Origin of the sequence: Streptomyces sp. NPDC050534, assembly GCF_044457745.1 — a bacterium.
Classification (GTDB): domain Bacteria; phylum Actinomycetota; class Actinomycetes; order Streptomycetales; family Streptomycetaceae; genus Streptomyces.
In genome coordinates this window covers 202,953-217,877 of the sequence record NZ_JBITHF010000016.1, presented here as the reverse complement: position 1 = coordinate 217,877, position 14,925 = coordinate 202,953, and the positions used below count along the sequence as shown (strand labels likewise).

15 protein-coding genes are annotated in these 14,925 nt (G+C 71.4%); 12 read left to right on the top strand and 3 right to left on the bottom strand.

Features of this window, described 5'->3' with window-relative positions; genetic code table 11:
• The 3 genes from ACIBN2_RS39970 to truA all read left to right on the top strand — a co-directional run.
• A partial coding sequence (locus ACIBN2_RS39970) for a DNA-directed RNA polymerase subunit alpha C-terminal domain-containing protein (protein WP_282957442.1) occupies positions 1–387 on the top strand: 387 nt, incomplete at its 5' end.
• Between the two features lie 85 nt (positions 388–472).
• Positions 473–973, top strand: a complete 501-nt coding sequence (gene rplQ, locus ACIBN2_RS39965; RefSeq protein ID WP_399142152.1) for a 50S ribosomal protein L17 — start codon at positions 473–475, stop codon at positions 971–973.
• Positions 974–1,061: 88 nt separating this feature from the next.
• Positions 1,062–1,916 (top strand): tRNA pseudouridine(38-40) synthase TruA, encoded by an 855-nt coding sequence (gene truA / locus ACIBN2_RS39960; RefSeq protein ID WP_399142150.1) that lies wholly within the window; start codon positions 1,062–1,064, stop codon positions 1,914–1,916.
• Between the two features lie 4 nt (positions 1,917–1,920).
• Here the strand turns inward: truA and ACIBN2_RS39955 are convergent, their stop codons facing one another.
• On the bottom strand, positions 1,921–2,802 hold the full coding sequence (locus tag ACIBN2_RS39955) for a hypothetical protein (RefSeq protein WP_399142148.1): 882 nt from the start codon (positions 2,800–2,802) through the stop codon (positions 1,921–1,923).
• 339 nt (positions 2,803–3,141) lie between these two features.
• Between ACIBN2_RS39955 and rplM the strand changes: the two genes are divergently transcribed.
• The 3 genes from rplM (at position 3,142) to glmM (ending at position 5,660) form a co-directional block, all read left to right on the top strand.
• Positions 3,142–3,585 (top strand): 50S ribosomal protein L13, encoded by a 444-nt coding sequence (gene rplM, locus ACIBN2_RS39950; RefSeq protein WP_360830097.1) that lies wholly within the window; start codon positions 3,142–3,144, stop codon positions 3,583–3,585.
• A gap of 42 nt (positions 3,586–3,627) precedes the next feature.
• On the top strand, positions 3,628–4,149 hold the full coding sequence (rpsI, locus tag ACIBN2_RS39945) for a 30S ribosomal protein S9 (protein WP_399142145.1): 522 nt from the start codon (positions 3,628–3,630) through the stop codon (positions 4,147–4,149).
• A 152-nt stretch (positions 4,150–4,301) separates the two neighbouring features.
• Positions 4,302–5,660 carry a phosphoglucosamine mutase gene (gene glmM / locus ACIBN2_RS39940; RefSeq protein WP_399142143.1) on the top strand — a complete coding sequence of 453 codons (1,359 nt, stop codon included), beginning with the start codon at positions 4,302–4,304 and terminating at the stop codon, positions 5,658–5,660.
• An 83-nt stretch (positions 5,661–5,743) separates the two neighbouring features.
• Here glmM and ACIBN2_RS39935 read toward each other — a convergent pair whose 3' ends face one another.
• Positions 5,744–6,673, bottom strand: a complete 930-nt coding sequence (locus ACIBN2_RS39935) for a DUF389 domain-containing protein (RefSeq protein WP_399142141.1) — start codon at positions 6,671–6,673, stop codon at positions 5,744–5,746.
• A gap of 16 nt (positions 6,674–6,689) precedes the next feature.
• Entirely contained in the window at positions 6,690–7,658 is a 969-nt protein-coding gene (coaA, locus tag ACIBN2_RS39930; protein ID WP_399142139.1) for a type I pantothenate kinase, read from the bottom strand.
• Between the two features lie 163 nt (positions 7,659–7,821).
• Here coaA and glmS point away from each other — a divergent pair, with 163 nt between their 5' ends.
• The 6 genes from glmS (at position 7,822) to tsaE (ending at position 14,830) form a co-directional block, all read left to right on the top strand.
• Positions 7,822–9,669 carry a glutamine--fructose-6-phosphate transaminase (isomerizing) gene (gene glmS, locus ACIBN2_RS39925; RefSeq protein ID WP_399142137.1) on the top strand — a complete coding sequence of 616 codons (1,848 nt, stop codon included), beginning with the start codon at positions 7,822–7,824 and terminating at the stop codon, positions 9,667–9,669.
• 36 nt (positions 9,670–9,705) lie between these two features.
• A complete protein-coding gene (locus ACIBN2_RS39920) occupies positions 9,706–10,077 on the top strand; it encodes a holo-ACP synthase (RefSeq protein WP_399142135.1) in 372 nt (123 codons plus the stop codon).
• Between the two features lie 115 nt (positions 10,078–10,192).
• Positions 10,193–11,671 carry an NAD(P)H-hydrate dehydratase gene (locus tag ACIBN2_RS39915; protein ID WP_399142134.1) on the top strand — a complete coding sequence of 493 codons (1,479 nt, stop codon included), beginning with the start codon at positions 10,193–10,195 and terminating at the stop codon, positions 11,669–11,671.
• Positions 11,672–11,779: 108 nt separating this feature from the next.
• Entirely contained in the window at positions 11,780–12,949 is a 1,170-nt protein-coding gene (gene alr / locus ACIBN2_RS39910; protein WP_399142132.1) for an alanine racemase, read from the top strand.
• Between the two features lie 161 nt (positions 12,950–13,110).
• On the top strand, positions 13,111–14,352 hold the full coding sequence (locus tag ACIBN2_RS39905) for an alpha/beta fold hydrolase (RefSeq protein WP_399142130.1): 1,242 nt from the start codon (positions 13,111–13,113) through the stop codon (positions 14,350–14,352).
• Entirely contained in the window at positions 14,318–14,830 is a 513-nt protein-coding gene (gene tsaE, locus ACIBN2_RS39900; protein WP_399142128.1) for a tRNA (adenosine(37)-N6)-threonylcarbamoyltransferase complex ATPase subunit type 1 TsaE, read from the top strand. Before ACIBN2_RS39905 ends, tsaE begins: the two co-directional genes overlap by 35 nt.
• Positions 14,831–14,925 lie beyond the last annotated feature (95 nt).

Genomic DNA, 14,925 nt, shown 5'->3' with positions numbered 1-14,925 from the left:
AAGACCCTGGTCGAGCTGTTCGGTCTCGCCCGCGAGCTGAACATCGACGCCGAGGGCATCGACATGGGCCCGTCCCCCACGGACGCCGCCCTGGCGGCCGACCTCGCGCTCCCGATCGAGGAGCTCGAGCTCACGGTCCGTTCCTACAACTGCCTCAAGCGTGAGGGCATCCACTCCGTGGGTGAACTCGTGGCGCGCTCCGAGGCCGACCTCCTGGACATCCGCAACTTCGGTGCGAAGTCCATCGACGAGGTCAAGGCGAAGCTGGCCGGCATGGGCCTGGCCCTGAAGGACAGCCCGCCCGGATTCGACCCCACGGCCGCTGCCGACGCCTTCGGCGCCGACGACGACGCGGACGCGGGTTTCGTGGAGACCGAGCAGTACTGATCGGTTGTTGCCGGTGGGCATCCGCTCACCGGGTTCCTGACCCCGGTACCTGACACGGCCGGGGCAGACACACAGGAGAAAGAAAATGCCGAAGCCCACCAAGGGTGCCCGTCTGGGCGGCAGTGCCGCGCACGAGAAGCTGCTCCTCGCGAACCTCGCGAAGGCGCTCTTCGAGCACGGTCGCATCACCACCACCGAGGCGAAGGCCCGCCGCCTGCGCCCGTACGCCGAGCGTCTGGTCACCAAGGCGAAGAAGGGCGACCTTCACAACCGCCGCCAGGTGCTGCAGGTCATCACGGACAAGAGCATCGTCCACACGCTCTTCACCGAGATCGGCCCGCGCTACGAGAACCGTCCGGGTGGCTACACCCGCATCACCAAGATCGGTAACCGCCGTGGCGACAACGCGCCCATGGCTGTCATCGAGCTGGTCGAGGCGCTGACGGTCGCTCAGCAGGCCACCGGCGAGGCCGAGGCCGCCACCAAGCGTGCGGTCAAGGAAGACACCCTCAAGAAGGACGAGGCCGTCGAGGCCAAGTCCGACGAGGCCACCGAGGACACCGCCGAGGAGTCCAAGGACGCCTGAGCGTTCTGCCTTGCAGTGAACGGGTCCGCCCTTCGGGGCGGGCCCGTTCCACGTTTTGAAGAGGATGCAGCCCTGAGAGGATCTACGGGTGAGTGACGAAGTGCAGCCCGGTTACGTCCGTGTCCGTCTCGATCTCTCCTACGACGGGAGCGAGTTCTCCGGGTGGGCCAAGCAGGCCGGGGGACGTCGGACCGTGCAGGGGGAGATCGAGGACGCGCTGCGGACCGTGACCCGGTCGCGGGAGACCTGTGAACTGACGGTCGCCGGGCGGACCGACGCCGGGGTGCACGCGCGGGGGCAGGTCGCGCATGTGGATCTGCCGGAGGCGGTGTGGCGGGAGCATCACGAGAAGCTGCTCAAGCGGCTCGCCGGACGGCTGCCGAGGGACGTACGGGTGTGGGCCCTCCGGGAGGCGCCCAGCGGCTTCAACGCCCGGTTCTCGGCGGTCTGGCGGCGGTACGCGTACCGGGTCACCGACAACCCCGGCGGGGTCGACCCGCTGCTGCGCGGCCACGTCCTCTGGCACGACTGGCCGCTCGACGTCGACGCCATGAACGAGGCCGCCGAGCGGCTGCTGGGGGAGCACGACTTCGCCGCCTACTGCAAGAAGCGGGAGGGCGCGACCACCATCCGCACGCTGCAGCGGCTGAGCCTGGTGCGCGGGGACGACGGCATCATCACCGCGACCGTGCGGGCCGACGCCTTCTGCCACAACATGGTGCGCTCGCTGATCGGCGCCCTGCTGTTCGTGGGGGACGGGCACCGCACACCGGACTGGCCGGGCAAGGTGCTCGCCGCCGGCGTACGGGATTCGGCCGTTCATGTCGTACGGCCGCACGGGCTGACGCTGGAGGAGGTCGGCTACCCGGCGGACGAGCTGCTCGCCGCGCGCAGCAAGGAGGCGCGCAACAAGCGGTCGCTGCCGGGTGCCGGCTGCTGCTGATCCCCTAGCCGGCCGCCGCGGCCGAGGCCTGGGCCTCGCCACGCCTGCGGATCTGGCTGAAGGTGAACTCGGCCAGGTCGTCGCCGGCCTTGAACACCTGGGTGTCCGCCTTGGTGACGTCCTTGCCGTTGGTGAAGCCGGTGGTGGTGAAGTAGGCGTAGCGGCCGTAGGAGTTGGTCGTCGTGCGGCAGGTCGCGGAGTTGCAGAAGGGCTTCACGCCCTTGCCGGCGAGCGCCTGCACGAGGCTCTTGTTGTCGGCCTGGCCCTTGGCCTTGGTGGCCTGTGCCTCGGTGTCGAAGACGGCCACGCCGACCGTCACCGCGACGCCGCCCTTGGTGTAGGTCACGCGCAGCAGGCGGGTGCACTTGCTGGCGGTGAGGACCTTCGGGAGGCTGCCCGCGGCGGCCGAGGCGCAGTTCTTGGTGTCGGCCGTCGCGCCCTTCTTGTACACGGTCGAGCCCATGGTCAGCTGCGTGCCCGGGAAGAGGGTCTGCACGCCGAGCGGGGCCGTGTCCTTGGTCTTGCTGGAGACGAACTCCTTCGGGTCCAGCGGGGGCGGGGCGCTCGTCGGCGCGAAGGACGGGGCCGTCGCGCTGCTGCTCGGTATGGCGCCGCTGGCCGGCGCGGTGCCGGGGTTTCCGGATGCCTTGTCGTCGCCGTTCGCCGACACCACGGCCATGGCGACGGCGGTGCCTATCGCCACGGTGGCGATCACGCCGCCGCCGATGAACAGCAGCCGGCGCCTCTTGTTGCGCGTCTCCGACGCCTCCGCGAGCGCCGCCCAGTCCGGAGTCTGGCTGTCCCCGCCGTTGTTCCACGGCTGCTGGGAGTTTGGTTTCCAGGGGTCCCACTGGGACGGGGGTCCCCCCTGCTGCCCATAGCTCATGGGGCGCATCTTAGACGGGGGGCGAGAGGTGCCGGTGTGCCTCCGGCGGGCCGCCCGGGGACCTTTCCGGCACTGCCGTACATTGCGGCCGGACCGGCGTGCCGACGGGTCCGGCCGGGCTCGTTTTGACCCGTGCGGGGCAGCCCGAGTACCCTTGCGGTTTGTTATGCGTATTGGCTTGCTCATTCTCACGTGAGAGGCCCATACGTAGGTTCCCTGGAGCAGTTACCAGTGGGCGGCATACGGGCAGCGTTCCCGGCACTGTCGTCCCCAGCTGCACGATCGCTTCAGTGATGCCATGTGTCACCATCCATCCACTGAAGAAGAAAAGGCTGCGAAGTGCGTACGTACAGCCCTAAGCCTGGCGATGTGACTCGCCAGTGGCACGTCATTGACGCACAGGACATCGTCCTGGGCCGACTCGCCACCACCGCCGCGTCCCTTCTGCGGGGCAAGCACAAGCCGATCTACGCCCCCCACGTCGACACCGGTGACTTCGTCATCATCATCAACGCCGACAAGGTGCACCTGTCCGGCAACAAGCGGACCCAGAAGATGGCGTACCGCCACTCCGGCTACCCGGGTGGTCTGCGCTCCGTCCGTTACGACGAGCTCCTCGACAAGAACCCCGAGAAGGCCATCGAGAAGGCCGTCAAGGGCATGCTCCCCAAGAACACCCTGGGCCGTCAGATGCTCACCAAGTTGAAGGTCTACTCGGGCGACCAGCACCCGCACGCTGCTCAGCAGCCGGTGCCGTTCGAGATCACCCAGGTCGCGCAGTAAGTCCGGCCACCCCCTAAGACAGAAGAGAATCTGAGGAGCATCGTGGCCGAGACCACCGTCGAGACGCCCGTCGAGGGCGAAGAGATCGTCGACATCGAGAGCTACACCACCGAGTCCGACACGCCCGTCGAGGGCGAGTACACGTCGGAGTCCATGGCGTCCCGCTTCGGCGACCCGCAGCCGGCCGCCGGCCTGGGCCGTCGCAAGAACGCCATCGCCCGCGTCCGGATCGTCCCGGGCACCGGCAAGTGGAAGATCAACGGTCGCACCCTTGAGGACTACTTCCCCAACAAGGTGCACCAGCAGGAAGTCAACGAGCCCTTCAAGGTGCTCGAGCTCGAGGGCCGTTACGACGTCATCGCCCGCATCGCGGGTGGCGGTGTCTCCGGTCAGGCCGGTGCGCTCCGTCTCGGTGTCGCCCGCGCGCTGAACGAGGCCGACGTCGACAACAACCGCGGCCCGCTCAAGAAGGCCGGCTTCCTCAAGCGCGACGACCGTGCGGTCGAGCGCAAGAAGGCCGGTCTCAAGAAGGCCCGCAAGGCCCCGCAGTACAGCAAGCGCTAATCGCGTCCGCTGTCTTCGCAACAATCGCCCCGGCCGCACGGATTGTGCTGCCGGGGCGGTTCGTTTACACAACCCCTACCGTCCCCGGACAGTCTCAGGGGATGTACCCGGGAGTGAGCCGCACTCTCTTCAGCAATTCGGAGGACACCACTGTGGGACGACTCTTCGGCACGGACGGCGTGCGCGGCGTCGCCAACGCGGACCTTACGGCGGAGATGGCGCTCTCCCTCTCCGTGGCCGCGGCGCACGTGCTCGCCGAGGCGGGCACCTTCGAGGGCCACCGGCCGAGGGCGGTCGTCGGACGGGATCCGCGCGCGTCCGGGGAGTTCCTGGAGGCCGCCGTGGTCGCGGGTCTCGCCAGCGCGGGCGTGGACGTCCTGCGCGTGGGCGTGCTGCCGACGCCCGCGGTGGCGTACCTCACCGGTGCGCTCGGCGCGGACCTCGGCGTGATGCTCTCCGCGAGCCACAACGCCATGCCCGACAACGGCATCAAGTTCTTCGCCCGCGGCGGCCACAAGCTCGCCGACGAGCTCGAGGACCGGATCGAGGCCGTCTACGAGTCGCACCGGCACGGTGAGCCCTGGCAGCGGCCCACGGGTTCGGGCGTGGGGCGGGTGCGCTCGTACGACGAGGGCTTCGACCAGTACGTCGCCCACCTCATCGCCGTGCTGCCGAACCGTCTTGACGGGCTGAAGATCGTCCTCGACGAGGCGCACGGCGCGGCCGCGCGGGTCTCGCCGGAGGCGTTCTCGCGGGCCGGCGCCGAGGTGATCACGATCGGTGCCGAGCCGGACGGGCTCAACATCAACGACGGCTGCGGCTCGACCCATCTGGACAAGCTGAAGGCCGCCGTCGTCGAGCACGACGCGAACTTCGGTATCGCGCACGACGGTGACGCGGACCGGTGCCTCGCCGTGGACCACACCGGTGCGGAGATCGACGGCGACCAGATCCTGGCCGTCCTGGCGCTGGCCATGCGGGAGCATTCCACGCTGCGCTCGGACACGGTGGTCGCGACGGTGATGTCCAACCTGGGCTTCAAGCTCGCGCTGGAGCGCGAGGGGCTCCACCTGATCCAGACGGCGGTCGGCGACCGGTACGTCCTGGAGGAGATGAAGGAGCACGGCTACGCGCTCGGCGGCGAGCAGTCCGGGCACGTGATCATCCTCGACCACGCGACCACCGGTGACGGCACGCTGACCGGGCTGCTGCTGGCGGCGCGGGTCGCCGAGACCGGTCGTACGCTCCGGGATCTCGCGGGGGTCATGGAGCGGCTGCCGCAGGTGCTGATCAATGTGCCGGACGTGGACAGGTCCCGTGTCGGGAACTCGGCCGATCTTGCCGCGGCCGTCGCCGACGCGGAGCGTGAACTCGGCTCTACGGGGCGGGTGTTGCTGCGGCCTTCGGGTACGGAGCCGCTGGTGCGGGTCATGGTCGAAGCGGCGGACATCGATCAGGCGCGGTCGGTCGCGGGGCGGCTTGCCGACGTGGTGAAGTCCGCGCTGGGTTAGGTCTCGGCCGGGTTGGGGGTGGGGGGATCCGAGCGTTGCGGGCTGCGGGTTCGTCGTGGCCTGTCGCGCAGTTCCCCGCGCTCCTAGGACACCCTGCGCTGACGTCTCCAGAAGTACTTCTGGGCGACGAGCGTGCCGATTCCCGCGAGGACGATGCCCAGCAGGTTCAGCAGGAGCTGGTTCGTCGAGCCGATCGTCTGGGACATGTCGCCGTAGGCGAGGGCCACCGCGGCGTTGGCGGCGGCCGGGACGGTCGTCACCGAGATCGCGACCCCCACCAGGGCACCCGACTTGGCGGAGGTCAGCGAGAGCGTGCCCGCCATGCCGGCCAGGACGGCCACGATGAACGAGAAGGCGTCAGGCGCGTACACGAACGCCGTGTTGGGACGGTCGCCTTCGAGGTCCGACTCGTGGAAGAGCCCGGCGGCGTCCATGAACAGGGTGAAGGCGACCGTCACCAGCATCGCCACTGCGAAGCCCACCAGCAGTGCGATCAACGAGCGTAGGGCGAGCCGCGGTTGGCGCCGCACCACCGAGGTGCTGATGCCCGCCAGCGGGCCGAACTCCGGGCCCACCGCCATCGCGCCCACGATCAGGATCGCGTTGTCCAGTACGACACCGCAGGCAGCGATCATCGTGGCGAGCGTGATGAAGGCGACGTAGGTGACCGACAGCGTCGACTCCTCGTGGGTCGCCTCTGTCAGCCCCTCCCACAGCACCGCGTCCGCGCCCTCGCCGGGTGCGTCCTTCTCGGCCTTGTCGGCCCGGTGGGACAGGCTCAGGCCGATGTCCTCGACGGCGATCGAGCCCGTCTCGTGGAGGCCCAACGCCCGCAGCTCGCCGATGAGTTCGTCGCCCGCCTCGCGCGCGACGTCGCAGAGCACCAGGTCGCCCGCGGGGTCGCGGGCGGCGCCGGGCAGCACGACCAAGTGCGCGGTGCCGACCGTCCGTTCGAGCAGACGGACCACGTCGTCGGTCGTGCCGGACGGCGAGATCAGGCGCAGGTGCAGCATGGAGGCAGGTTAGCGGTCACAGTTTGCGCAGGCTGAGCCGCTGTACCTTGTGGTCCGGGCCCTTGCGCAGGACCAGGGTGGCCCGGCCGCGGGTGGGCGCGATGTTCTCCACCAGATTGGGCTTGTTGATGGTGCGCCACATCGTGCGGGCGTAGTCGAGGGCCTCGTCCTCGGAGACCTGCGTGTACTTGCGGAAGTACGAGGACGGGTTCTGGAAGGCCGTGTCGCGCAGCTTGCGGAACCGGTTGAGGTACCAGCGCTCGATGTCCTCGGTGCGGGCGTCGACGTAGACGCTGAAGTCGAAGTAGTCGGCGAGGCCGACGCGGGTGCGGCCGTCCTTGCCGGGGAGCGCGGGCTGGAGGACGTTCAGGCCCTCGACGATGAGGATGTCGGGGCGGCGGACCGTGAGCTTCTGGTCCGGCACGATGTCATAGATCAGGTGCGAGTAGACCGGGGCCGTCACCTCGTCCTTGCCGGCCTTGATGTCGGCGACGAAGCGGGTCAGGGCACGCCGGTCGAAGGACTCGGGGAAGCCTTTGCGCGACATCAGGCCGCGGGCCTGGAGCTCCTTGGTGGGCAGCAGGAAGCCGTCGGTGGTCACCAGCTCCACGCGCGGGTGCTCGGGCCAGCGGGAGAGCAGGGCGCGCAAGAGGCGCGCGACCGTGGACTTGCCTACGGCCACGGAGCCGGCGACTCCTATGACGAAGGGCGTGCCGGACTGGGAGCCCTGCTCGCCGAGGAAGGTGTTCAGGGCGCCGCGAAGGCCGTCCGTGGCGCCGACGTAGAGGTTGAGCAGCCGGGACAGCGGGAGGTAGATGTCCCGCACCTCGTCGAGGTCGATCACGTCGCCGAGGCCGCGCAGCTTCTCGACCTCCTCCGCGGTGAGCGGCAGCGGCGTCTTCTCGCGCAGCGCGCTCCACTCGGCTCGGGTGAGGTCGACGTAGGGAGTCGCCTCCGGCCTGGACCGGTGGGCGCTCCGGGGCATCGGGGAGACCGGAGAGATCACATTCCATTGTTAACGGAGTTTGAACGGGTCGGCGGGTGGGCTGTGTCACGTTGGCCGGACGCTGTCGTACGACGGTGGGAATTTCCGATTTCGGGCAGGCGGCGCCACTTTTCGGCGCGTGGTGGACCGTAGGCTGCGGCACATGTGCGGAATCGTGGGATACGTGGGGCCGCAGGCTGCGCTCGAGGTCGTCATGGCCGGGCTGAAGCGGCTGGAGTACCGGGGTTACGACTCGGCGGGCGTCTCGGTGCTCGCGGACGGCGGGCTGGCGGCCGCGAAGAGGGCCGGGAAGCTCGTCAACCTGGAGAAGGAGCTGCAGGAGCGGCCGCTGCCGACCGGCGGCACGGGGATCGGGCACACCCGGTGGGCCACGCACGGGGCGCCCACCGACGGGAACGCGCATCCCCACCTCGACAACGCGGGGCGCGTCGCCGTCGTGCACAACGGCATCATCGAGAACTTCGCCGCGCTGCGGGCCGAACTGGCCGAGCGCGGCCACGAACTGGTCTCCGAGACCGACACCGAGGTCGTGGCGCATCTGCTCGCGGAGGAGTTCTCCGTGACGGCCGATCTCGCGGACGCGATGCGGCTCGTGTGCCGGCGGCTGGACGGGGCGTTCACGCTGGTCGCCGTGCACGCGGACGAGCCGGACGTGGTGGTGGGGGCGCGGCGGAACTCGCCGCTGGTGGTGGGGGTCGGGGAGGGGGAGGCCTTTCTCGCTTCGGACGTCGCCGCCTTCATCGCCCACACGCGGTCGGCGCTCGAGCTGGGGCAGGACCAGGTCGTCGAGCTGCGGCGGGACGGGGTGACGGTGACCGGCTTCGACGGGCGCCCCGCACAGGCCCGGCCGTACCACGTCGACTGGGACGCGTCGGCCGCGGAGAAGGGGGGCCACGACTACTTCATGCTCAAGGAGATCGCCGAGCAGCCCAAGGCGGTCGCCGACACGTTGCTGGGGCGCATCGACCAGGCCGGCTCGCTGACGCTGGACGAGGTGCGGATTCCCGCCGGGGTGCTGCGGGAGGTCGACAAGGTCGTCGTGGTCGCGTGCGGTACGGCCTTCCACGCCGGGATGATCGCCAAGTACGCCATCGAGCACTGGACGCGGATTCCGTGCGAGGTGGAGCTGGCGAGCGAGTTCCGGTACCGGGACCCGATCCTGGGGCCGCGGTCGCTGGTGATCGCGATCTCGCAGTCCGGCGAGACCATGGACACGCTGATGGCCGTGCGGCACGCCCGCGAGCAGGGCTCCCACGTGCTGGCGATCTGCAACACCAACGGCTCGACGATCCCGCGCGAGTCGGACGCCGTCCTCTACACGCACGCCGGGCCGGAGGTCGCCGTCGCCTCGACCAAGGCGTTCCTGACGCAACTGGTCGCCTGCTACCTGGTCGCGCTGTATCTCGGGCAGGTGCGCGGCACCAAGTGGGGCGACGAGATCGGCGCCGTCATCCGCGACCTGTCGAAGATCTCGGGAGCGGTCGAGCGGGTGCTGGAGACCATGGCGCCGGTCCGGGAGCTGGCGCGGTCCCTCGCCGCCAAGAACACGGTGCTGTTCCTCGGGCGGCACGTCGGACATCCGGTCGCCCTGGAGGGCGCGCTCAAGCTCAAGGAACTGGCGTACATGCACGCCGAGGGCTTCGCGGCGGGGGAGTTGAAGCACGGGCCGATCGCGCTGATCGAGGCCGACATGCCGGTCGTGGTCGTGGTGCCATCGCCCCGGGGGCGGTCCGTGCTCCACGACAAGATCGTCTCCAACATCCAGGAGATCCGGGCCCGTGGGGCGCGCACCGTCGTCATCGCGGAGGAGGGCGACGAGGCGGTCGCCCCGTACGCCGACCACCTGATCCGCATCCCGCCCGTCCCGACCCTCCTGCAGCCCCTCGTGGCCACGGTGCCGCTTCAGGTCTTCGCCTGCGAGCTGGCGACGGCACGGGGCAACGAGGTGGACCAGCCGCGGAATCTGGCCAAGTCGGTGACGGTGGAGTGAGGTTGCCCGTGGTGATCACCTCGTAAGGTGCTCGCCATGAGCATCATCGGCGTCGGGATCGACGTGGCGGAGATCGAGCGGTTCGAGGCGTCGCTGAAGAGGACGCCCGGGATGGCGCAACGGCTGTTCGTCGAGGGTGAGTTGCTGCTGCCCAGCGGTGAGCGCCGGGGTGTCGCCTCGCTCGCCGCGCGCTTCGCCGCGAAGGAGGCGCTGGCCAAGGCGCTCGGGGCGCCGGCCGGGCTGCACTGGACGGACGCCGAGGTGTACGTCGAGGACAGCGGGCAGCCGCGGCTGCGGGTGAAGGGCACGGTGGCCGCCAGGGCGGCGGCGCTCGGGGTGCGGACCTGGCATGTGTCGCTGAGTCACGACGCCGGGGTCGCCTCGGCGGTGGTGGTGGCCGAGGGGTGACCCCTCCCGTCCTCGCGCACGACCGCACGACCGCACGACCGCGCGGACGCGCGGACGGGGGACGGGGCGGGGGCGGGGGTGCGGCCCGGGCCGGGATCGGGAGAGACTCGACCGCATGCGTACTGCGTACAGCGTGGAGACGGTAAGGACGGCCGAGCGTGCGCTGATGGCGCGGCTTCCCGAAGGGGCGTTGATGCAGCGCGCCGCCGCCGGGCTCGCCGCCGCCTGCGCCGAGTTGCTCGGGCGGGTGTACGGCAGCCGGGTCGTGCTGCTCGTCGGCAGCGGCGACAACGGCGGTGACGCAATGTACGCCGGCGCCCGGCTCGCCCGGCGCGGAGCGGGGGTCGCCGCCGTGCTGCTCGCACCCGAACGGGCCCACGCCGAAGGGCTCGCGGCGCTGCTGCGGGCCGGCGGCCGGGTCGTCGGCGCGGGCGCGGACCGGTCCGCCGGTGCCGCCGCCGCGGCCGGTGTCGGCGCGGTGGAGGAGGCGGTCCTGCGGGCCGATCTCGTCGTCGACGGCATCGTGGGGATCGGCGGCAAGGGCGGACTGCGGCCCGAGGCCGCGCGGTTGGCGGCCTGCGCCACCGAGTCCCGTGCCGCCGTGGTCGCCGTGGACCTGCCGAGCGGGGTCGACGCCGACACCGGGGAGGTGCCCGGCGACGCCGTACGGGCCGACCTGACCGTCACCTTCGGGACGCACAAGCCGGGGCTGCTGATCGACCCCGCGCGCGAGTACGCCGGTTCCGTGCGGCTCGTCGACATCGGGCTCGGCGCCGAACTGCCCGACGAGCCCGAGCTGGAGGCGCTGCAGCACGCGGACGTGGCGCGGCTGCTGCCGGTGCCCGCCGCGGAGAGCGACAAGTACCGGCGCGGCGTCGTGGGCATCGCCGCCGGGTCCGTCCGGTACCCCGGCGCCGCCGTGCTCGCCGTGTCCGGGGCGCTGCGGGGCGGCGCGGGCGCCGTGCGGTACGTCGGGCCCGCCGGGGATGCGGTGATCTCCCGGTTCCCCGAGACGCTCGTGTCGGACCAGGGGCCGAAACACGCGGGGCGGGTGCAGGCGTGGGTCGTGGGGCCCGGGGCCGGGGACGACGCGTCCGCCGTGGGGGAGGTGCTCTCGTCCGACGTGCCGGTGCTCATCGACGCGGACGGCCTGCGGCTGGCCGACGCCGACGCCGTACGGGCCCGTACGGCACCCACCCTGATGACCCCGCACGCCGGGGAGGCCGCCGCCCTGCTGGGCGTGTCCCGGGAGACCGTCGAGGGGGCGCGCCTGACCTGGGCGCGCGAACTCGCCTCGCGGTACGGGGCGACCGTCCTCCTCAAGGGCTCGACCACCCTCGTCGCCGACGCGCGGGGCGGCGCCGTACGGGTGAATGCCACGGGCACGCCGTGGCTGGCCACGGCCGGCAGCGGCGACGTGCTGTCGGGCCTGGCCGGATCGCTGCTGGCGGCCGGGCTCTCCGCGCGGGACGCGGGAAGCGCGGCGGCGTATCTGCACGGATTGGCGGGGCGTTACGCGGCCGACGGCGCACCGGCGGGCGCCCACGACGTGGCGGAGGCGATTCCCGCGGCCTGGCGGGACGTACGGGACTGACGGGACACCCGGTTACCGGGTCCGCACGGTGCGTCGCCGCAGCTCACAGCACTTTCATGGGACCGGTGCCGCAAGGCTGTCCGACCCCTCTGCGACACTGGGGCTGCCATGACTGAGACAGCTGCTGCCCCGACCGCGCGCCTGCGCGCCCGCGCCGAGATCGACCTGGGCGCGCTGCGCGCCAACGTGCGCGCCCTGCGCGCCCAGGCGCCGGGCGCCGCCCTCATGGCCGTGGTCAAGTCCGACGCGTACGGCCACGGGGCCGTGCCGTGCGCGCGGGCGGCCGTGGAGGCGGGGGCCGCATGGCTGGGCACCGCCACGCCCGAGGAGGCCCTCGCGCTGCGGGCCGCCGGGCTGCCCGGACGCATCATGTGCTGGCTGTGGGTGCCGGGCGGACCCTGGCGGGAGGCCGTCGAGGCCGACATCGACGTCTCGGTGAGCGGCATGTGGGCCCTGACGGAGGCCACGGACGCCGCCCGCCGCGCAGGCGTGCCCGCGCGCGTGCAGCTCAAGGCGGACACCGGCCTGGGGCGCAACGGCTGCCAGCCGGGCGAGGACTGGGCCGAGCTGGTCGCGGCGGCCCTGCGGGCCGAGGCCGAGGGGCTGATCCGCGTCACCGGGCTCTGGTCGCACTTCGCCTGCGCCGACGAACCCGGCCACCCCTCCATCGCCCACCAGCTCACCACCTTCCGGGAGATGCTGGCGCACGCCGAGGGCCAGGGGGTGCGCCCCGAGGTCCGGCACATCGCCAACTCGCCCGCCACGCTCACCCTTCCCGAGGCCCACTTCGACCTCGTGCGGACCGGGATCGCGCTCTACGGCATCTCGCCGAGCCCCGAGGTCGGCACCCCTGCGGACTTCGGGCTGCGGCCGGTGATGACGCTCTCGGCGAACCTCGCGCTCGTGAAGCACGTTCCGGGGGGTCACGGCGTCAGTTACGGGCATCACTACGTCACCCCCGGCGAGACCACCCTCGCACTCGTGCCCGTCGGATACGCCGACGGCATCCCGCGGCACGCCTCCGGCTCGGGCCCGGTGCTGGTCGGGGGGAAGTGGCGGACCGTCGCGGGGCGCGTCGCGATGGACCAGTTCGTCGTCGACCTCGGCGGGGACGAGCCCGCCGTCGGCACCGAGGCGGTCCTCTTCGGGCCCGGCGACCGCGGCGAACCCACCGCCGAGGACTGGGCCCAGGCGGCGGGCACCATCGCTTATGAGATCGTCACACGGATCGGAACGCGCGTTCCGCGCGTCTATGTGAATGAGGAACGAAGCGGGTAACCCGCACAGGGACCAGGCGGTCCGGGATGAGCGCAGCATCTGCGAGTCCCGCAACACCCACCGGCCGACCCAGCGGTAACGATCGACAGCGGCATCGCACGAACACCACCCGCACCATCCGACCCAAGAGGCAACAGCAGACCGGCGAGAAGGAGAGGTACGTGAGCGAGAGCAGTGCCGAGGCCGTCACGGCCCTCGCCTCCGCCACGGGGGCGGCCGGCAACTGGCGCAGGGCCACCGGCATCGCCGGCGCCGCGATAGGCGTGGTGGCCGCGGGCGCCGCGGCCGGCGTCGCCATCGAGCGGCTCACCGTAGGCCGGGGCATGCGCAGGAAGGCCCGGCTGGCCCTCGACTCGACGGGACCGTACGGGTCGCTGCGCGGCGCCCCCGGCAAGGCCACGGCCGACGACGGCACCGAGCTGTACTACGAGGTCGACGACGTCGACCCCGCGGCCGTGCCCGCGCTGGGACCGCGCCGCCGGCGGCTGTTCGGGCGGAAGGCGCCCGCGCCCGTCACCGTCGTCTTCAGCCACGGCTACTGCCTCAGCCAGGACTCATGGCACTTCCAGCGCGCGGCCCTGCGGGGCGTCGTGCGGACCGTGCACTGGGACCAGCGCAGCCACGGCCGCTCCGAGCGGGGCGTGCAGCAGGTGCAGGACGGCGCGGCGGTCACCATCGACCAGCTCGGGCACGATCTGAAGGCCGTCATCGACGCCGCCGTGCCCGAGGGACCGATCGTGCTCGTCGGGCACTCCATGGGCGGCATGACGGTGATGGCGCTGGCCGACCAGTACCCCGAGTTCGTCCGCGACCGGGTCGTCGCCGTCGCGCTCGTGGGTACGTCGTCCGGGCGACTCGGCGAGGTCAACTTCGGGTTGCCCGTCGCCGGCGTCAACGCGGTGCGTCGCGTCCTCCCCGGAGTGCTGAAGGCGCTGGGGACCCAGGCCGCGCTGGTGGAGAAGGGGCGCCGGGCGACCGCCGACCTGTTCACCGGGGTCATCAAGCGCTACTCGTTCGCCTCGCGGGACGTCGACCCGGCGGTCGCGCGGTTCGCCGAGCGGATGATCGAGGGCACGCCGATCGACGTGGTCGCCGAGTTCTACCCGGCCTTCACCGACCACGACAAGACCGAGGCGCTGCGGCACTTCGCGGACCTTCCGGTGCTGGTGCTGGCCGGGATCGGCGACCTGGTCACGCCCAGCGAGCACAGCGAGGCCATCGCCGACCTGCTGCCGGACGCGGAACTGGTGCTGGTGCCCGACGCCGGGCATCTGGTCATGCTGGAACACCCGGAAGTGGTCACCGACCGGCTGGCCGACCTCCTCACCCGTGCGGGTGCAGTGCCGGCAGGAGCTACCGTGGGTGGCTATGGAAGCACCAGCAGCACCGCGCAACCCGGTTGAGACCGAGCTGACCGTCACCTCCCCCGAGCAGATGCGGGACCTGGGCCGCGGTCTCGCCAAACTGCTGCGCGCCGGCGACCTCGTGATGCTCAACGGCGAGCTCGGTGCGGGCAAGACGACGCTCACCCGCGGGCTGGGCGAGGGACTCGGCGTCCGGGGGGCGGTGACCTCGCCGACCTTCGTGATCGCCCGGGTGCATCCGTCGCTGGGCGACGGCCCGCCGCTCGTGCACGCCGACGCGTACCGCCTGTCCGGCGGGCTCGACGAGATGGAGGACCTCGACCTCGACGTCTCGCTGACCGACTCGGTGATCGTCGTGGAGTGGGGCGAGGGCAAGGTCGAGGAGCTGACCGAGGACCGGCTGAACGTCGTCATCCACCGGGCCGTGGGGGACACGACGGACGAGGTCCGGCACGTGACGGTGACCGGGCTCGGCGAGCGCTGGTCGGCGACGGACCTGAGCGTCCTGTCCGCCTGAGCCGTCCGCCCCGCTCCCGGCAGGCGCGCATTTCCGTGAACGTTCCGACAAGACGTCGGCAAGCTGTTGCATTAATTGTCCTGTGCGTGGTCACA